The organism is Bremerella cremea (assembly GCF_039541315.1).
GTDB lineage: Bacteria > Planctomycetota > Planctomycetia > Pirellulales > Pirellulaceae > Bremerella > Bremerella cremea.
On sequence record NZ_BAABFZ010000005.1, the window covers coordinates 812,970 to 832,841 of the forward strand.

The following is a 19,872-nucleotide window of genomic DNA, read 5'->3' on the forward strand; positions in this document are numbered from 1 at the left end:
TGGCTGGGCTATTCAGACGAGGCTGCTTCGCTTGGCGCATCGAGGTCTGAAATCACGTGGGTTTCGCCTGGGATCGGACGAAGGCCCTTTCCTGCGGGATTGCTCCCCTTCAGCGAAAGCAAATAGGACGAGACCAGAATGATCTCTTGCGGTTCCAGCTTGCCGCGCCACGCAGGCATGGCGTTGCCATTGGCACCGTTTTCAATCACTCGATACAGGTCTTCGACATTCTTGATGTTCTTCCAATGATCGTCGGTCAGATTCGGACCAACCCGGCCCTCGGCATCGTTGCCGTGGCACGAGGTGCAGTTCGCTTGAAAGACGTTCTTACCGACCGGCAGCCATTCAGGGTCGGTCGAAAACCGCAGGATCGTCTCGCGATCTGGCTTGATTTCGCCCAAGGTCGAGAAACGCTCTTTCAAGTTGGCGGCCAGGGCCCGGTCGTAAGCCGCGATGACCGAACGTCCCGGGGTCAGACCGTTTTCGTAATAGACCCAATAAAACACCGCGTAGATGATCGAGCCGAGGAACATTGCCTTCCACCAACCCGGCATCGGATTGTCGAATTCCTGAATGCCGTCGTAACTGTGGCCGGTCAACGGATCGTCTGGAATGTGGCCGTCAGCGGTCGAGTTTGGTTTTTCAGTCGAGTTCATCGTGGGCTCCGTTCCCCATCGTCTAGCGGGATTTCGGCTTCGGACATTGTTATCTTCTTGTCAGTCAGCAGCGTGCGGATGGTGATCGCCACGAACACGCCGAAGAACATCAACAGCGACAGCGTACCGATCCACCCATACAGCGAGCTGTTTAAAAGGTCGCCTATCATTCCTGGTCTCCCATTTCGTTACCCACAGCCGCTTCGGCAGGCTCAGCTTTGTCCGCTTCTCCTTCGGCCGATGGTTCTTCCGTTTTGGAAATATCGGTGCCCAATCGCTGGATATAAGCGATCAATGCGACCACTTTCTTCCCTTCAAGACCCGTAGGACCTTCCTGCTGAGCGATCTCGTCCGCGATTTGCTTGGCTTGGGCTTTCGCCACTTCGATCGAGTTCTCCAACACTTCGTCCGGATACGGAGCACCCAGGTAATAAGCGGCTTTGACGCGTTCTGGAATCGTATTGAAGTTCAGATCCTGCTGCTCGAAATGCGGATAGTTCGGCATGATCGAGCCCTTGATGTAGTCGCCTGGATTGCGGAAGTGGATCAGATGCCACAGGTGCGATTGCCGCCCTCCTTCCCGTGCCAGGTCAGGACCGATGCGACGCGAGCCCCATTGGAATGGATGGTCGTAGACAAATTCTCCTGGCTTCGAGTATTCGCCGTAGCGGATCGTTTCCGCCACGATCGGACGAATCATTTGCGAGTGGCAGTTGTAGCAACCTTCCGCCACGTAGATGTCACGGCCGGCCAGTTCCAGTGGCGTGTAAGGCTTCACCGAAGCGATGGTCGGAACATTCGAGCGGATCAAGAAGGTTGGAATGATCTCGAACAGCGAGGCGGCGATCACTGCGATCGTGACCCAAATGCTGAAGTAGATTGGACGACCTTCCCAGCCGCGGTGCCAACCGAGACGTGTAAACACGTCCAGTTTCTTGGCAACATTCACCACGGTCTCCAGCTTCGAGCCTTCGACGGCTGGTTCCTGATAGTCCTTGCTCAATGGAGCGGCCTGGTAAACCGGCACTTCGTACGTCGATGGACGCGATGCCCATGTCTTGTAGAAGTTGTAGCTCATCATGCTGGCCCCACCCAGGAAGCAGAGGCCACCCAAAGCACGGATCCAATAGAACGGTGCGAGGTTGACGGTTGTCTCGATGAAGTTCGGGAACATCAACTGCCCCTTGCTGTTCATCGCGAACCAGAGCAGCCCCTGATAAACACCGACCCCATAGATCGGAATGATGTATAGCAGAATGCCAATCAGCCCCAGCCAGAAGTGCCATTCGGCCAGCTTCTTGCTGTAAAGCTGCGTCTGGAAAACACGTGGCAATAACCAATAGATCATGCCGAAGGTCATGAACCCGTTCCAACCGAGGGCACCGCTATGCACGTGAGCGATCGTCCAGTCGGTATAGTGCGAAAGGGAGTTGACCGCTTTGACCGACAGCATCGGCCCTTCAAAGGTCGACATGCCATAGAACGTGATACCCACGACGAAGAACTTCAGCACTGGGTCTTCGGTCACTTTACGCCAGGCACCACGCAAGGTTAGCAGGCCGTTGATCATCCCGCCCCAAGATGGCATCCACAACATCACCGAGAAGATCATCCCCAGCGACGACGCCCATTCCGGGACGGCTGTGTAGTGCAAGTGATGCGGACCGGCCCAAATGTAAATGAAGACCAGCGACCAGAAGTGAAGGATACTCAGCTTGTACGAAAACACCGGGCGATTGGCGGCCTTGGGCAGGAAGTAGTACATCAGCCCAAGGAATGGTGTCGTCAGGAAGAATGCCACCGCGTTGTGGCCATACCACCACTGCATGAAAGCGTCCTGAACACCTGCGTAGATCGAATAACTTTTGAACAAGCCAGTTGGGAAAACCAGGTTGTTGAAGATATGCAAAATGGCAACGGTGATGATCGTGGCGATATAAAACCAGATCGCCACGTAGATGTGTCGTTCACGACGAACGACCAGCGTCATGAAGAAGTTCACCCCGAAGAAGCCAGCCCAGACCAACGCGATCAGTAGGTCAATCGGCCATTCCAGTTCGGCGTACTCACGGCTCTGCGTGATTCCCAGCGGAAGTGTCACCGCCGCCAGGACGATGATCAACTGCCAACCCCAGAAGTGCAGTTGGCTGAGCGTGTCGGACCACATTCGGGTCTTCAATAGTCGCTGCGTCGAGTAATAGATTGCCGCGAAGATCGAGTTCCCGGCGAAGGCGAAAATCGCTGCGTTGGTATGTAGCGGGCGAAGACGCCCAAACGTCAGGAACTCGAGGTTCAGCGACAAGGCCGGGACCACCAACTGAAGGGCGATGTAGATCCCAGCCAGGAAGGCGACCATACCCCAGACGACGGTCGCCGTCATGAATTGCCGGGTAATCTTATCGTCGTACGAAAACGACTCAAGATGCTCCGATGTGACTTGTGAACTTCCTGTAACGTTATCCTGCGCTGCACTCATGGCAATCATCACTCGCTCGCGTCTAGTCTTTCCCGACAAATCAAGGGCTTCACCTGTGCTGGTCCCGTTTGGCAACCCGTGTGCCAGAACCCTGCGACAGAATGTCCCAAGTCGTCAGGAAACGATTTGCAAGCAGCGATCTCGCTTAGAGTTCCGACAACTACCCCGGGGGAATCCCGCGGAAAACGTCGGTTTGCATCCTGAACGTCGGCAGCAAGACCAGAGGCAGCTGCGGCAAGCCGAAAGGAGTTTGAGGATGAATTTTTTGGCGAGTCACTGGCATCTCGGACTGAGCTTGCCAGTGTGCGGTAAAGAACGTGCGAGATCGCACGGCAGTGTGCGGATCCGCACGGCTATTTTGACTCGATTCCGTACTTTTCGAGAAGGCGATACAGAGCTCTTCGACTAACGCCCAGGGCCTGTGCCGCCTTGGTCTTGTTGCGCTGATTGGCGTCGTAGATCTGCTCGATATGCTGCCGAGTCAGTTGCCCAAGATCGGCGGTTGTCGCTTCATCTTCCGGCTCGATCGTGGCGACTTCTTCGGGGAAGTTTTTCAGTTCGAGCAGGTTATCATCCGCCAAGATCTTGGCCCGCTCGACCGCATTGCGAAGCTGCCGAATATTGCCTGGCCAATCGTATCGACAAAGGGCTTCCACCAGTCCCGATTCCAGCTCCCAGCTGTTGCCGGCGAATTTAGCCAGCAGCAGTGCCAGGTCCCCTTCCCGCTCGCGAAGGGGTGGCAACGAGATCGTGATCACGTTCAAGCGGTAGTATAAATCCTCGCGGAATTCGCCCGCTTTCGACGCCGCGGCCAGGTCGCGATTGGTCGCCGCGATCAAGCGAACATTCGCCCGGCGTTCCTGGATCGAACCGACGCGGCGAAACGAACCATCCTCGAGCACACGCAGCAACTTCGCCTGAAGCGGCAGCGCGAGTTCCCCGATTTCATCGACAAACAGCGTCCCCCCATCGGCCACTTCAAACAGACCTGGCTTGGCGGACGTTGCCCCGGTAAAGGCACCTTTTTCGTGCCCGAATAGCTCGCTTTCCAGCAACTGCTCCGGCAACGCTGCGCAGTTGATCGTGATCAGCGGGAAGTCTGCCAACGGGCTCACGCGGTGAATGGCTTGGGCGACCAGTTCCTTGCCGGTGCCGCTTTCGCCCTGGATAAGAACCGCTTTGTCGGTCGGTCCGACCCGTTCGATCAAGCGAAATACCGACTGCATCGAGGCCGACTTTCCGATCATTTCCGAGCCGGAAGGAAGCTGCTGCTGAATGAGTTCTTTAAGCTGCTGGTTTTGCTTTCGCAGCGTTTGTGTCTCGGCCGCTCGCGAGATGACCGCCTCTAACTCTTTCAGCCGCACCGGCTTGGTCAGATAGTCGGTCGTGCCGAGTTTCATTGCTTCGACGGCGGTCTCAATCGAGCCTTCGCCGGTGAGCATGATGATCTCGCAATCGGCGTCCGTTTCGCGGAACCGACGGACCAGCTCCAGCCCGGAAAGATCGGGCAGATGCATGTCGAAGACCGCCACGTGAAACGCATGCTGCTGCATCAACGCCAACGCATCGGCTGCCGTGTTGGCGGTTTGCACGCGGAAGTTCTGCCGCAAAAAATAGGTCTGAAGATCTTCGGTCAGGTACTCGTCGTCGTCGACGATGAGCAATTCAATCTGTTTCTGAGACACCGTCATAGGTTGCAAATTCTTACGAGTTATCGGCCTTCTCCTCGCCTGAGGAGCGTTCGGTCGTGGTCTCTTCAAACGATTGCAATGTCGACTGTAACTTGGCTCGGTTGATCGGCTTATTGAGATAACGAACCGGTGGAATGGCTTCCGCTTTGACGATCCACTCTGGGCATTGGTAGGCCGAAATGAGAATAGCAGGAACAGCCTGTTCTAGCCAGATTTGCCGCAGCGCATCTTCCCCGCTCAGTTCTGGCATCATCAGGTCGGTGATTACCATGTCTGGCACCTTAAGCCGGCACGATTCGACGAGAGCTTTTCCATCTCCCGCGACCGCGACGACTTCATGCCCCAAATGCGAGAGGATCTTCACGAAGTAATCCCGCATATCAGGTTCGTCGTCGGCAACCACGATTTTCATCGAACAACCTCACCGGCAAGGATTAGTCCTGCCCCAGAAACATCATGACAAACTTCGCCCCACGGCCTGGTTGGCTGATCGGTTGGATCTGCCCCTTATGGGCCTCGACGATTCGCGATGCAATCGCCATGCCCAAGCCAGATCCTTTCGTTTTTGTTGTAAAAAAAGGATCGAGCATCCGCTTAGCGATATTCTCGTCGAAACCAGGGCCGTTGTCCTGATAGGTTACCCGAACCTGCCCATCTTCGCTCTTCTCGAATAATAGAGTCACCACCAGGGGGTCGGGTGTCGCGGCGAGCGAGTTCTCCAGCAGATTCCGAAATACCTGGACCAGGCGGAACTCGTCGGCCTGGAAAGGAACTTCAGCCATCCCATCGATTTGAATTGCCGTCTCACGACCACGTCGCTGCGGTTCGGTCTGCTCCCAGGCCCTCCGGCATAGAACCGCCAGGTCGGAAGGTTTCGTCTCCAGCACGATCGGGGCCGCATAGTTACGGACTTCATCGAATAGTAATTGCAGGTCATCCTGGGCCTGTTGTAGACGTCCGATGAGCTTCATTTCCTGCGATTCCGGCTGGAATTCGAGTTCGAGCATCTCGGTACAAGCTTGAATCCGCTGCAATGCGTTTCGGCTTTCATGGGCCAGGCCGGTGATCATCTGCCCGATCGCGGCCAGGCGTTCTGCTTGAAGTTGTTGCCGCCGCTGCTCCTCCATCTCGGTGATGTCGTGCAACAGCCAGATCTCGTCGATGGCCGAACGAAACTTCAACTGCGAGATAATTCGCTCCTCGCCATCAGGCCGGCGAATCCGGACTTCGGACTGCACAATTTTCCCTTCGGGCGACTTGGCGGCTGACTCCTCGACTCGTTCCTGTTCCTCGACGATGGTCAGTTGTTCCCAATCGGCCAAGGTCGCCAACTCGGCTCGGGCATGCCCCGTCATCGATTCGACTGCCTGATTGACCTGAAGTTGCCCCCCGGCAACATAGACCGCCCCGGCTGGCAGGCGTTCGATCAAGCGTCGAAGCTGATGCTCGCTTTGCTGACGCTGACTTTCGATCCCTTTCCGATGGACCGCGTTGGCAATCACATTGGCCATCGAAACGAGGAAGTCGCAGTCCGAGGCCTGGAATTGCCTTCGGTTATGAAAGTGAACCCCGATCACGCCATAGATCTGACCTTCATTACGGACCGCGACCTGCAGGCTGCTAACAACACGTTGCTCGCGAAGCAGTGGCGGGAAGTCGAGGTCCGTTCGCAAGTCGTGATCGATGATCCCGATACATTCTTTATAGGAACAGACAAACTCGTAGTACGAGTCAGGCTTCCGCAACCCGATCACGTCGTCGATCGCCGCGCCCGTCCAGCCAGCCGCCGACCGCAATCGAAACGAACTGTCGGACGGGTGATACTCGAGATATTCGGCACAATCTCCCTGAAGCGTTTCCATCAGGTGGGCAACGGCCTGGTCGTAAAGGGCGTCGAGCGACTCCCCCGCCAGGGCATCACGGCTTAACAGGGCAAGATGCTTCTGCTGCTTCAGCCGGGCATGGTCGACTGGAATCTGCCGGAATTGATATTCGGTTTGATAGGCATCCGACATGATCGCCAGGTCGAGGTCCAAACGACGATTGAGCGATTGATGCAAAGCAATCCGCTCCTCGAAGGGGAGATCGTCTTGCCGGCAAAGGACACCGTTCAGTGTGCCACGGATCCGTGAGAACGCCGCGTTGACGTAAACCTGCTCGAGGCCAATCTCGACATGCTGCTGGCCAATTTTTGATCGCCGATCGACAAAGCTGCCGTCATGCTTCGCCAGCAGGGTATCGACCAACCATAACCGGAGGCTGGCCTGAAGTCGCTGGATCTGTTTTTCACCACCGGTGATCACGCGCGAGGCAGCGCGATGCTTTCGGATCTCGTCGTAGAAATCTTGAACGATTGGTTCAAAATAAGGTTCAAGCCGGCGCAGCAGTTCTTCGGAACAAGCATCGTCCGCATCGGACCACGCGATGTATCGCTTGAGATCTTCGAATCGTCCATGAAAGTCGGAAGGAACACTCATTCAGGCTTTGCTTCCCTCAAGGCGGTCGTCATTTGGTCCCCTTCTTCCGCATGGCGTCCGGGTGCCAGATCGTTCTCAAAAAAGTTGTCGTTTCGGTCGACTCGAACGGCTTCGATCTTCGTGGTTAGTCGTCAGAGCCTTGGCGATCCCAGTCGGCAACTTTCCCCCACGTAACCAAGTGTGCAGTGGGGCAGCCTTCCACAATAGGCGTTCGAGTTCGTTTCGCCTAGCAACCTTGGCAATCCGATCGTACCGGCGCCATAGCTCATAACTGGGAAAAGATTTTCAAAATCTTGTACGAACGCTTCAAAGATTGTGCAATGCTTGCGAAGATCACACCTGATACTTTCGAGATCGTTGGAAAAGTGTCGGAATCCGGGCCAAACAGATTACCCTCTGTAGGCGAAATAATTTCGCCAGCCCTGCCCAACGGTTCTCTCTCGGATAGCAGCATTCCTCGATTGACTATTTGTGCCCCGTATTGATGAACGGCGGCGGATTCGTTTACGGAAAACCGAACCATGTCGGACGATTGCCCAGTTGCTCCTATTCCCCCCTTCCCGGACGGATATCGTGCGGCCGGCATCTTGATGCATATCACCTCGCTTGCCAGTCCACATGGGATTGGTGACTTCGGGCCCAGCGCGATCCAGTGGATCGATCTGCTGCACGACGCCGGGCAAAGCTGGTGGCAGGTCCTCCCCCTCGGTCCGACAGGGGACGGCAATTCACCTTACTTGCCGCTGTCTTCGTTCGCCATGAACGAAGTGCTGGTCAGCCCCGAATGGCTTCTGGAGGATGGCCTGATCTCGGCCGACGATTGCCAGACTTCGTGGCCAGACGCCAAGGTCGATTTCGACAATGTCAATCCTTATAAGTATCGCCTGCTGGAAACGGCTTGGGATCGTTACCGTGCTGAACCGTCGGCAGAATTGGCCGATGAGTTCGAGGCCTTCAAACTAGCCGAAGGGCACTGGCTCGACGACTACACCTTGTTCCGGGCCTTGAAGAACCAATTCCAAGGCGACTATTACCTCGATTGGCCGGCCGAGCTTGCCGAACGAAAGCCGGAAGCCCTGCTGAAGGCCCGAACCGAACTAGCAGAACAGTGCGAAAAGTTCGCCTTCTTCCAATATTTATTGCATCGCTACGGAATGCGAGTTCGCAATCATGCTCGAGACAAAGGGGTCCGCTTGATCGGTGATGTGCCGATCTACGTTTCGGCCGACTCGAGCGATGTCTGGGCGAATCCGGAACTGTTTTCCCTGGACGAGCACAAGCGGCCGAAGTTTGTCGCCGGCGTGCCACCCGATTACTTCAGTGCCGTGGGGCAGCTTTGGGGTAACCCGGTCTATAACTGGGAAGCCCATCGTCAGACTGGCTATCGCTGGTTTATCCAACGCTTCCGTTCGCTGCTGACCTATGCCGATGCCATCCGCCTGGATCACTTCCGCGGGTTCGCTGCCGCGTGGCATGTGGCCGCCGACGCTAAGACCGCGGAAGTGGGTTACTGGGCACCGGGACCTGGTGCGAAATTGTTTGAGGCCACCAAAGCGGCGATTGGCAACTTGCCATTCATCGTCGAAGACCTCGGCACGATCACCGAAGATGTCTGGGAACTGCGCGATCAGTTCGACATGCCAGGCACTCGTGTCGTGCAGTTTGCCTTCGATGGCGACCCCGACAATCTCTACCTGCCGAAGAACTACGTCGCCAACACGACCGTTTACACCGGCACCCACGACAACGCGACCAGCCGTCAGTGGTATGAAGAATTGCCGGAAGACGCTCGCGAGACCGTTTGGCGAAGTTTGCAAATGCCTGCCGTTTCCGAAGATGAGGTAGCGTGGGCGTTACTGCAAGCGGCCTGGCAGTCGGTTGCCGCCCTGGCGATCGCCCCACTGCAAGACGTTTTGAACCTCGGCAGCGATTCACGCATGAACGTTCCGGGCGAATCAGAAGGCAACTGGGACTGGCGATGTCCAGCGAACCTGCTCAGTAGTCCGTATTTTTCCACCTTGGCGCAAACCACCAAGGATACCGGTCGCTGGCCTGAATAAAGCGTGGTATCGATCCGACTCTCGATCAAGATCGTGAAAAACGTCTCAGATCCAGCGTCGCACTTCTTCATCCGCTCTTCCCAAACTCCTACGATTGATAGGTATGAGTCATCCTCGATGATCGGTGGAAATTGACACCCGGTCGTGTGGGGGCTGGCTCGTGGCCCACGCAATGGCACAATACAAGTGGTCTCGGCATCCAGGATATTGCCGAGACCCACGCGGCAACCGATTGCCTTCGCTCCGTTCCAGGTCGGCTCGCGAGCCCGTCACGACAGCAATGCTAAATCGATAAGGAATTCAAGATGGCAGCAACCAAGACACCCCTGACGGAAATGAAAGCCTGGAAGGGCCTGACCGAACATTATCAGGCCATCCGCGACGTCCACATGCGGACTTTGTTTGCCAAAGATCCGGAACGTGGCGAGCGTATGACGGCCGAAGGTGCTGACCTGTTCCTCGATTACTCGAAGAACCGCGTCAACGAAGAGACGATCAAGCTGCTGCTGGAACTCGCCGAAGAATCGGGCCTTCGCGAACGTATCGACGCGATGTTCCGCGGCGATAAGATCAACATCACCGAAGACCGCGCTGTGCTGCACGTCGCTTTGCGTGCTCCGAAAGGGGCGACGATCGATGTCGACGGCGAGAACGTCGTGCCTGACGTTCACCAGGTGCTCGAAGCGATGTCGGCGTTCTCCAATCGCATTCGCAGCGGCGAGTGGAAAGGTCACACCGGGAAGCCGATCAAGAACGTTGTGAACATCGGCATCGGCGGCTCGGACCTCGGTCCTGTGATGGCGTACGAAGCACTGAAGCACTTCAGCGACCGCGCGCTAACCTTCCGCTTTGTCTCGAATGTCGACGGAACCGACTTTGCCGAAGCGGTTCAAGACTTGGACGCGGCTGAAACGCTGTTCATCGTTGCCTCGAAGACATTCACCACGCTTGAAACGATGACCAACGCGAACACCGCTCGCGATTGGCTGCTTTCCGCGTTGGGTGGCGACAAAGACTCGGTTGCCAAGCACTTCGTCGCAGTTTCGACCAATGCCGAAAAGGTGTCGGAATTCGGGATCGACACCGCCAACATGTTTGGCTTCTGGGACTGGGTGGGTGGTCGCTATTCGATGGATTCGGCCATCGGCCTATCGACGATGCTCGCCGTTGGTCCCGAGAACTTCATGGCGATGCTCGACGGTTTCCATCAGATGGACGAGCACTTCCGGACCGCTCCGTTTGAGAAGAACCTGCCCGTCCTGATGGCCCTGCTGTCGATGTGGTACAGCAACTTCTTCGGTGCCGAGACAATCGCCGTCCTGCCATACGAACAATACCTGAAACGCTTCCCAGCCTATCTCCAGCAATTGACGATGGAGAGCAACGGTAAGTACATCACGCTGGCTGGCCAACGCGTCGATTACTCGACCGGCACGATTTACTTCGGCGAACCCGGCACTAACGGTCAGCACTCGTTCTATCAGTTGATTCACCAGGGAACGCGATTGATTCCGTGCGATTTCATCGCCTTCGGCAAGTCGCTCAATCCACTGGGCCGTCATCAAGATATGCTGATCGCCAACGTCTTCGCCCAGTCCGAAGCCCTCGCCTTCGGCAAGACGGAAGAACAAGTCAAAGCGGAAGGCACTGCCGACTGGCTCGTTCCGCATCGTGTGTTTGAAGGCAATCGCCCGTCAAACACGATCTTCGCCAAGCAGCTTTCCCCATCGGTTCTCGGCCAGTTGATCGCCTTGTACGAACATTGCGTCCTCACCCAGGGAACCATCTGGCAAATCAATTCGTTCGATCAGTGGGGCGTGGAACTGGGTAAGCAACTCGCCCAGCGCATCATTCCAGAATTGGAAAATGCCGAACTCCCTGAGCTGACGCACGATAGTTCCACCAACAATTTGATCCGCCGTTACCGAGCCACCAAGGAGTCGAAATGACCGCGATCGATCCTAGCAGTCCCCAGTTCAAAAAGGTAAAGTCGGCTCCCGGCTTTATCGCCGCCCTCGATCAAAGTGGCGGCAGCACGCCCAAAGCGCTTCGCTCGTACGGCATCTCGGATGACGAATGGTCTGGCGATGACGAGATGTTTGCGATGGTCCACAAGATGCGATCGCGTGTCATCACCAGCCCAGCGTTCACCGGTGAACGCATCCTAGCGGCGATCCTGTTCGAGAACACCATGGATCGCGAGATCGAAGGGAAGCCGACGGCCGATTACCTGTGGGACGTGAAGAATGTCGTTCCGATCTTGAAGGTCGACAAAGGTCTGGCCCCGGAAGCCAATGGCGTTCAACTGATGAACCCGATGCCAGGGCTCGAACAGCTGTTGGTAAAAGCCAAAGGCAAGAACATCTTCGGCACCAAGATGCGTTCGGTGATCAAACAAGCCGACAAGTCAGGAATCGAAGCGGTCGTTGCCCAGCAGTTCGACGAAGCTAAGAAGATCATCGAAGCCGGCCTCGTGCCAATTATCGAGCCGGAAGTCGATATCCATTGCCCCGACAAGGGCGATGCCGAGGCTTACCTGAAGGCCGCTCTGGCCGCCAAGCTCGATGAATTGCCTTCCGACGACTATGTAATGCTGAAGCTGACTCTTCCCAGCGAAGACAACTTTTACGCCGAGTTCGTCGAGCATCCCCAGGTCGTTCGTGTCGTCGCCCTCTCGGGCGGTTACTCGCGGGAAGAAGGAAACGAGATCCTCGCTCGCAATCACAACGTGATCGCCAGCTTCTCGCGCGCCTTGCTGGAAGGACTTTCGGACAAGCAAAGCGACGAAGAATTCAACACGATGCTCGATACTTCGATCCAAAGCATTTACGACGCTTCGATCACCTAAACGGTTATCGACAATCTATTTAGGCACCTTTTCCCCAATCGGGACGGGTGCCTTTTTGCGTTCGAATGGCAACTTCCGGGTTCCCTTTTTGCAAATGAGTTGCAAAAATAGCGTTCTCAGCGTCCCCATGTTGCAAGTGGCGGAAAGCTTGGTATCCTGGTCTCTGTACTGAGATTCAATATCAATTTCTAGCCGCCAGCCGTTTACGCCAGCATCCAGGCCACTCGCGAGCTTTCATCGTTGTATCGATGAGCGTTTGCGGAACTTGCTTCATGGGGATGCTGTGATCTCTTGTAAACCTGCTTCTTTCTGCGATCACACTATAAAGGCGACTGCTTACATGTCTGCTTCGATCCGGGCCTACGCCCCTATTCTCTTTGGCTTCCTGCTTGCATCTTCCCCTTGGGCTCTTTCGGCGGAAGAACACACCAGTGCTGCCTGGCCGTCGTTTCAAAATGGTGGAAGCTGCTTGATCCCGGGCAATTCGTTGCCGCAGAAGTGGTCGTCCACCGAGAACATTGCCTGGAAGGCTGAAATCGAAGGTTACGGTCAATCGACGCCGATCGTCACCGGCGATCAGATCATCGTGACTTCGACCAGCGGCCCCAACAAAGAGAACTATCATCTCGCGGCGTTCCAGCTTGGAACCGGCGAAAAGCTGTGGCAGAAGGATTTCAAGAATCCGAGCCCGATCGAAAACACTTCGTACGTCAGTCGAGCTGCCCCTTCCCCGATCGCAGATGGCACCGGCTACATCGTCTATTACGAAGGGGGCATCGTCGTCGCCGTCGAACAGGACGGCAAGATCCGCTGGGAACGCAACCTGGTCGAAGACTATGGTCCGATCAGCTCGCGCCATGGCCTTTCTTCCTCGCTGGAACAAACCGACGATCACGTCTTCGTGTGGGTCGAACGTTCCGAAGAGCCTTACCTGGCAGCGCTGAATAAGAAGGATGGAACCACCGCCTGGAAGGTTCCCGGCCTCGGTTCGACCGCCTGGAGCTCGCCACGTTTGATCCCTGTCGGTGACCAGATGCATTTGGTCTGCAGCTCGAGCGGCAAGATCGCTGGCTTCGATCCCAAGACGGGCGATCGTCTTTGGGACTTCGATCAAATCGCCAACAACACGACCTGCACGCCGATGCCGCTGGGTGACGGCAAGTTCCTGATTGGTGCCTCGGATGGTCGTGGCGAAGCAGCCGCCACGACCGATGGCACCTCAAACGGTGTTATACAGATCAGCAAACAGGACGACGGTTCGTATGCCGCTGACTTCGCCTGGCAGGCCGCCAAGGCAAAGTCGAGCTTTGGCAGCCCGATCGCTGCCGACGGCAAGGCCTGGTTCGTCAACCGCAGCGGTGTGCTGTTTGGTGTCGACTTGGCAACCGGTGAGCAAACTTCGTCGGCACGTCTCGCCGCCGGCGGCATGTGGGCGACGCCGATTCAGCAAGGTAATGTGCTCTATATCTTTGGCTCGAAAGGAACGACCGAGTTGATCGACGCGACCAGCGGCAAATCGATTGGCGAGAACGCTCTGTGGGTCAATGAAGAAGAACCGGAACCAGCCGAAGGTGGACGCCGTGGCGAAGATGGTACTTCGTCAGGCGAGATCGTCTACGCAGCCGTTCCGGTTGGTTCGTGTCTGCTGATTCGCACCGGCAATATGCTGTATGCGATTCAAGAAGACACCACGAAATAGAACTCCCCCACTCCCTCAGGATTAAATTCTGGAAGGAACTTGATTGATGAAAACGCTTACCGCTTCCTTGTTGGCGATCGCCCTGCTGGCTTCGGCCACGCCGGCTTATGCTCACTTCCCTTGGTTAACAATCCAGAAGGATGGCAAGGTCGCCTACTTCTTCGGAGAGAACCCGGCCGATTGCACCTATAAGTTGCCAGGCCCCATCGCCAAGTCGGAAGTGAGTGCGGTTTCCGAAAGCGGTAAGCTGACGGCCGTGGAGTTGGAAGCGATCGAGTCCGACGACTTCGTTGGTCGCCAGTCTGCGAAACCATTGGCGAAGGACGCGTTGCTGCAGTCGCAAGCGACCTTCGGTATCTATCATGGCTCGCGTCTGGACTACTACACGCAGCATGTCGGCGGCAAGCTGCCTGCCTCGCGTGAAGCGGCTCAGAAGGTTTCCGCAACAATCGATCTCAAGGCGGAGTTGGTCAAAACGGAGGAAGGTGTCGACGCTTACATCCTGTGGCAAGGCAAGCCATTGGCAGACGCGGATGTCCATCTTTACTGCGAAGAAGGGCATGAAGAAGCCACTGCCAAGACCGACCAGGACGGCAAAGTTTCCTTCACCGATGCCCAAATTGAAGAAGGCGTGAACGGAATCATGGTGGGGCATACCCTCCAGCAAGCCGGCACGCTCAACGACAAAAAGTACGACTCGAACTCGCACTATTTGACGGTCACCTTCCAGGGCCCCGCCGAAGGCAAATAGGCCGCCGGCCGGTAGGCCCGACCCGCTCAACGGATTTCATTTCTCCCCCCAAACTCACTTCGTGAATCGAATACCATGCGAACCACCTTTCGTTATCTTGCCGCCGCGTTGCTGTTGACGTCGGCAAGCTTCGTTCAAGCCGAAGAACAAAGCACGGTTACGACCAGCAAGACCTCCGAACCGACCGCCGCCGATCTGCGGCAAGCGGCTCACGACTCCCGCGAAGTCTGGCACAACTTCCCTGGCTTCACCGCTGGAATCGTGATCTCGGAAGATTCGCAGCGTTACGAAGGGACGATCCGCGTCGGAGCCGACTTCGAGTACGACATTGAAATCGATGACGAAGCTCTCAAGCCATGGCTAAAGTCGAAACTGCGTTCGGTGATTTCGCATCGGCGCCCTGATCCTTCGCCAGAGCATTACGACGTTTCGTTCCGCGAAGAAGGAACCGCTCATGCTGGCGGTCGCCTGGTTGCCGAGAACGATGGTTCCGGCATCTTTCGCATTCAAGATGGTCAGATCAAGGAAGTGATTCGCCGCAATGAATCCTCGTGGTTCGAGATTACCACGCTCGAAAACCTCACCACGCCGGCCGGAAAAGTCCTGCCTCGCTCGACGTCGGTTACCTTCCGCAACCCAGACACCGGCAACATCGAGTCAAACCTCAGCAACTACTTTGGCTGGACCCAGGTCGGCGATTTCTTTCTGCCGGACTTCTGTTACACCGTGAAGGTGGGTTCTGATGGCGAACGCTCGACGCGAAAGCTTGAATTCAAATCGCACCAGTTGCATCTGGGGGATGCCAAAACGGTCAAGCTGCACAAGCCATTGCCGGAACCACTGACCAGCTTTGGTGCCGCGATCATGGGAGATTACCTCTACGTCTTCAGCGGTCATGATGGTGACGCCCACGGCTTTGGCCGCGACGTGCTGGCCGATCACTTCCGCCGGATCAAGTTCACCGATCCAGCCGCCGAGTGGGAAGAACTTGCCAAGCAAGAACCAGCCCAAAGCACCGCCCTGGTAACCGATGGCCAGTACATCTACCGCATCGGTGGTCTGACCTTCTTGAACCGTGGCGACGAAGAAACGAACTTCAAATCGACCACCCACTTCTCGCGTTACGATTCCGAGAAGAACGAATGGACGCAGCTTGCCGAACTGCCTGACTCGCGTTCGTCGCTCGATGCCGCCGTCCTCGGTCGCCACATCTACGTGGCCGGCGGATGGAACCTCCAGGGTGCTTCGTCGAACGACGCCCCTTGGCACGAAGACATGCTTCGCTTCGACCTCGACAATCCAGAGAAAGGTTGGGAATCGCTGCCAGGTCCTGGCTATAAGACCCGTGCGATTTCTTTGGCTGCCCACGACGGCAAGATTTATTTGTTCGGCGGCATTCAGCCAGGCGGCATTTCGCGAAAGGTTTCCGTTTACGATCCTGAATCGGAAAGCTGGGCCGCTGCCCCGGATCTGAAAGCGGACAGCAGCACGTCTGGCTTCGCGACCAGTTCGTTCGCGACAGGCGGCAAGCTGTACGTGACCGGCGGCTCTGGCATCTTGTACCGCCTGAGCGACGACGGCAAAGACTGGGAAGTCGAAACCCGTTTGCTGTACCCTCGCATGTTCCTGCGTTTGCTGCCGGTGAACGATCAGCAGTTGCTGGCCGTTGGTGGCACGTCGATGCTGGGAGGCCGGATGGCCGTGATCGAATCGATTGACGTGCAAACCGAAAAGGCTTCGCCGAACATGGTGAAGTGGTCGCTGCCATTCGATGGTCTTGCCAAGCAAAGCCAAACGTTGGTGCTCAACGGAACCAAGCTGTATGCCTTCGGCGGCAATGCCAGTCGCTCGCCTCACGACTTCAGCAAAGAAGCCTTCGTGAACGAAGCGTTCGCGTTTGATATTTCGGACCAGTCGGTTGAACGACTGCCCGATGTCCCAGCCGCTTCCCAAAGTGGAAGTGCTGTTTCGCACGCATTGACCAGCAAGCATGAAGAGATCTTGCTGCTGGGCGGCCTGGGAATGCCAGACGATCAGTTTGGTTCGCTGTCGAAAGTCTATTCCTTCGATCCGAAGTCGAAACAGTGGACGACGCACTCCCCTACCCTGCCGACGCCTCGTGGCATGTTCCACGCCGTCAGCTACGACGATGCCGTCTGGTGCTTCGGTGGAAGTGCGGCCGGTAAGGGTGGCAACTTGAATCCCAACATCCTGCATTGGTGGGGTGATGAAAGCTCGATCGCGGCTCTGCCCGAAGTCGCCCTGCCTCACCCGCGACGCTCGTTTGGTGGTGCTCGTATTGCTGACGAGTACTTCCTGGTTGGCGGTCTGGGCGAAGGAACCGGAATTGAAACCAGCGTCGATGTCTTCAACTTCCAAGATCGAACCTGGCGAACCGCTGCTTCGCCGGTCACCTCGCGCGTGTTCCCAAGCCTCGTGAGCGACGGTCAGCGTTTGTATTTGTATGGCGGCTTCGCCAACACCGACGGCCATTTCGCGCCGGCAACCGCGCTGGAAGTCTACGATCCGGACGCGGATCGCTGGACCGTGCTGGCCAGCGAACTGCCTGGTGTCGACGCCTCGATGGCAATGTTCAACTTTGGCGGACGGCTGTTGTTCTATGGCATTGATAAGGAAGCCGACGGTCAGGCCAACTTTGTTCTGTACGATCCGAACCCGACCGAAGCTCCGAAAGACGTGGCCGGTGCCGACTTCTCGGGCCGCCGTGGTCGTGGGTCGGAAGCGGCTTCCAACGCCAAGGCCATGCTTCGCAAAGACACCAACAAGGATGGCAAGCTTTCGCCTGAAGAGTTGGGCGATCGCTTGAAGTCGTTGATTGAATCGGGTGATACCGATGGCGACGGACTCCTTTCCCACGAGGAATTGGTGAAAGCCTTGGAAAAGCAAGCCGCCGAAGCTAAAACGGCGGAAGAGGCTAAAAGCGATGACAACGAAACCTAACTACGGGTTTAGGGTTCAATTGCATTAGTCTGCTTCCCAACGACCAACCAACCTGACGCTGGATCCGTGATGTTGAAAACTTGCTGCTCTGCCTTCCTTTGCTTGACGCTGGTCTGCGTGGCGACGCGTGCCCAGGCCAAAAACTTCCAGTTTCTCCACGAAAACGTTCTCGGCACCTCGCTGCAACTGGTGATCGATAGCCAGGACGAAGCGACCGCCAAGAGTGTGGAAAAGCGAGCCCTGGAAGAGATCGACCGGCTCAACGCGATTCTCAGCCGTTATGACCGCCGAAGCGAATTGATGCAGTGGCAAGCAGGGACGACCACGGAAGTCTCCAGCGATCTGTGGCAGGTCTTGTCGCAAGCCGAACAGTGGCGTCGAACGACCAACGGTGCGTTCGACGTTCGTTCGCAAGCGGTCTCGCAGCTCTGGGAAAAAGCCGACGCCACGGCCAGGGCTCCCTCGGATGGGCAGCGTCAGCAGCTGGTTCGTCAATTGTCCGCAGCCCCTTATCAACTGGCACAGCCCAACCATGCCACCTCTAGCGGATCGCTTCCGTTGAGCTTGGATGGTCTGGCGAAGGGTTATGTGCTGGACGCCGTTTGCCAGATCGTTCAGCAGGAATTCCCTCAGGTTCAAGACTTCGTCGTTAACATTGGTGGCGACCTTCGCAAGCTGGGCGATGCCCCTCTCGAGCTTTCGATTGAAAATCCACACAACGCCGCGGAAGGTGCCAAACCGCTTCAGCACTTCGTCGCGACGCAGCCTTTGGCGGTGGCCACTAGTGGAAACTATCGCCGTTTCGTGAATGCCGGCGGTCGCCAGGTTTCGCACATTTTCGATCCCCGTACCGGGCTTCCAGCGGAAAGCATTCTGTCGGCCACGGTCATTTGCCAGAACGCCATGGACGCCGACGCTTTGGCAACCGCGATCACCGTGCTGGGTGCCGAAGAAGGTCTGGCACTGATCGAAAACCTTTCGAACACCGAGTCCTGCGTCGTCACCGCCAATGGCAACGTGGTGACCTCGAGCGGTTGGCCATTGGGGCACTTCGCTGCTTCGCCACTAGCGATGGTGCTAAAAGTGGAAGAAGAGACGAAGCAAGGTTTGTTCGTCGATTTCAGCATCGATCGGCCGGAAGGTGGTCGCCGTTATCGTCGACCTTACGTCGCCATGTGGCTGGAAGATGAAGATGGCTACCCGGTCAAAACAGGCATCCTTTGGCTGCAGACCGAACAACCAGGCCCCCGCTGGCACCGCGACCTGACCCGCTGGTTCCGCAGCGATCGAATTCGCAAAACGGTCGAAAACACCGACCTGATCAACACCATCTCTGGGGCAACGCGTGGCCCAGGCAAATACGACGCTCACTTCGATGGAACCGACAACCTTGGCAAACCGCTCAAGCCGGGCCAATACACCTTGTGCCTGGAAGTGGCTCGCGAACATGGAACCTACCAGTTAATTCGCGAATCGATCGAGTGGGGCAACACGCCCATTGCTGAGAAGAAGCTGGATGGCAACGTCGAAGTCGGTTCGATGTCGTATCGCTTCGTCCCGACCACTTCGGAAGCAGGCAAGTAGCCCCGCATGAGGTCTGACGAAAAGAAGCCTCGCGGGCGGAATTGGTACGCGACTAGTGCCAAGTGGACGCGGTGGCTGCATACGTACTTGTCGATGATCAGCTTTGCCACGCTGCTCTTCTTTGCCGTGACGGGGCTCACGTTGAATCATCCAACCTGGCTCGGAGCCGACCAAACGGTCATTCGTGACGAGGAAGGTGCGTTCACCACCGAAGAGTTGACCGGTGAACTCGACAAGCTGGCCATCGCCGAAAATCTTCGCGAACGCCATAAGCTGAAAGGTAAGGTCGCCGAATTCGAGGTCTCGGACTTCGACTGCATGGTGACCTACAAGAGCCCAGGCTACGTGGCCGATGTCTTCATCGATCGCGAGTCCGGCAAGTACACCGTCAGCGAGACGACCAGCGGCGTGATCGCCGTGCTGAACGATCTCCATAAAGGGCGCGACTCCGGCGCGAAGTGGTCGTGGGTGATCGACATCTCCGCGATTTTGCTGGTGCTGGTTTCTGTCACCGGTTTGGTGCTGCTGCTGTTCCTCAAACGGCAGCGAATGCCGGGGCTGCTCGTGACCGTCGTCGGAACCGTGCTGCTGGTGTTGGCCTGGCTGTGGGGCGTGCCGTAACGCTTTGCTGGCTAACCATTCCAAGCCTTGGTAGACGTTCTTGATGCG

The 19,872-nt window shown here is 56.6% G+C and carries 14 protein-coding genes; 8 read left to right on the top strand and 6 right to left on the bottom strand.

Annotated features, from left to right (window positions below; all coding sequences use genetic code 11):
* Positions 1 to 8: 8 nt before the first annotated feature.
* The 6 genes from ABD890_RS20160 to ABD890_RS20185 all read right to left on the bottom strand — a co-directional run bounded on the left by ABD890_RS20160 (position 9) and on the right by ABD890_RS20185 (position 7,300).
* Entirely contained in the window at positions 9 to 656 is a 648-nt protein-coding gene (locus ABD890_RS20160) for a cbb3-type cytochrome c oxidase N-terminal domain-containing protein (protein ID WP_345093949.1), read from the bottom strand.
* On the bottom strand, positions 653 to 826 hold the full coding sequence (locus ABD890_RS20165) for a hypothetical protein (protein ID WP_345093951.1): 174 nt from the start codon (positions 824 to 826) through the stop codon (positions 653 to 655). The genes ABD890_RS20160 and ABD890_RS20165 overlap by 4 nt, the downstream gene beginning before the upstream one ends.
* Positions 823 to 3,132 (bottom strand): cytochrome-c oxidase, cbb3-type subunit I, encoded by a 2,310-nt coding sequence (gene ccoN / locus ABD890_RS20170; RefSeq protein WP_345093953.1) that lies wholly within the window; start codon positions 3,130 to 3,132, stop codon positions 823 to 825. Before ccoN ends, ABD890_RS20165 begins: the two co-directional genes overlap by 4 nt.
* 353 nt (positions 3,133 to 3,485) lie before the next feature.
* Positions 3,486 to 4,823, bottom strand: a complete 1,338-nt coding sequence (locus ABD890_RS20175; RefSeq protein ID WP_345093955.1) for a sigma-54-dependent transcriptional regulator — start codon at positions 4,821 to 4,823, stop codon at positions 3,486 to 3,488.
* A gap of 13 nt (positions 4,824 to 4,836) precedes the next feature.
* Positions 4,837 to 5,235 (bottom strand): response regulator, encoded by a 399-nt coding sequence (locus tag ABD890_RS20180; RefSeq protein ID WP_345093956.1) that lies wholly within the window; start codon positions 5,233 to 5,235, stop codon positions 4,837 to 4,839.
* A gap of 22 nt (positions 5,236 to 5,257) precedes the next feature.
* A complete protein-coding gene (locus tag ABD890_RS20185; RefSeq protein ID WP_345093958.1) occupies positions 5,258 to 7,300 on the bottom strand; it encodes a protoglobin domain-containing protein in 2,043 nt (680 codons plus the stop codon).
* A gap of 521 nt (positions 7,301 to 7,821) precedes the next feature.
* Here ABD890_RS20185 and malQ point away from each other — a divergent pair.
* The 8 genes from malQ to ABD890_RS20225 all read left to right on the top strand — a co-directional run bounded on the left by malQ (position 7,822) and on the right by ABD890_RS20225 (position 19,824).
* Positions 7,822 to 9,360: a 4-alpha-glucanotransferase gene (gene malQ / locus ABD890_RS20190; protein ID WP_345093960.1), complete on the top strand. Its 1,539-nt coding sequence runs from the start codon at positions 7,822 to 7,824 to the stop codon at positions 9,358 to 9,360.
* Between the two features lie 305 nt (positions 9,361 to 9,665).
* Entirely contained in the window at positions 9,666 to 11,309 is a 1,644-nt protein-coding gene (gene pgi, locus ABD890_RS20195; RefSeq protein ID WP_345093961.1) for a glucose-6-phosphate isomerase, read from the top strand.
* A complete protein-coding gene (locus tag ABD890_RS20200) occupies positions 11,306 to 12,208 on the top strand; it encodes a fructose bisphosphate aldolase (protein WP_345093963.1) in 903 nt (300 codons plus the stop codon). Before pgi ends, ABD890_RS20200 begins: the two co-directional genes overlap by 4 nt.
* 340 nt (positions 12,209 to 12,548) lie before the next feature.
* Positions 12,549 to 13,907, top strand: coding sequence for a PQQ-binding-like beta-propeller repeat protein (locus tag ABD890_RS20205; protein WP_345093965.1), 1,359 nt, complete (start codon positions 12,549 to 12,551; stop codon positions 13,905 to 13,907).
* 46 nt (positions 13,908 to 13,953) lie between these two features.
* Positions 13,954 to 14,658: a hypothetical protein gene (locus ABD890_RS20210; RefSeq protein WP_345093967.1), complete on the top strand. Its 705-nt coding sequence runs from the start codon at positions 13,954 to 13,956 to the stop codon at positions 14,656 to 14,658.
* 75 nt (positions 14,659 to 14,733) lie between these two features.
* A complete protein-coding gene (locus ABD890_RS20215) occupies positions 14,734 to 17,619 on the top strand; it encodes a DUF3386 family protein (protein WP_345093969.1) in 2,886 nt (961 codons plus the stop codon).
* 69 nt (positions 17,620 to 17,688) lie between these two features.
* On the top strand, positions 17,689 to 19,203 hold the full coding sequence (locus ABD890_RS20220; RefSeq protein WP_345093971.1) for a DUF2271 domain-containing protein: 1,515 nt from the start codon (positions 17,689 to 17,691) through the stop codon (positions 19,201 to 19,203).
* A gap of 6 nt (positions 19,204 to 19,209) precedes the next feature.
* The gene (locus ABD890_RS20225) at positions 19,210 to 19,824 is read left to right on the top strand and encodes a PepSY-associated TM helix domain-containing protein (protein ID WP_345093973.1); all 615 of its coding nucleotides are present in this window, start codon (positions 19,210 to 19,212) and stop codon (positions 19,822 to 19,824) included.
* Positions 19,825 to 19,872: the final 48 nt, after the last annotated feature.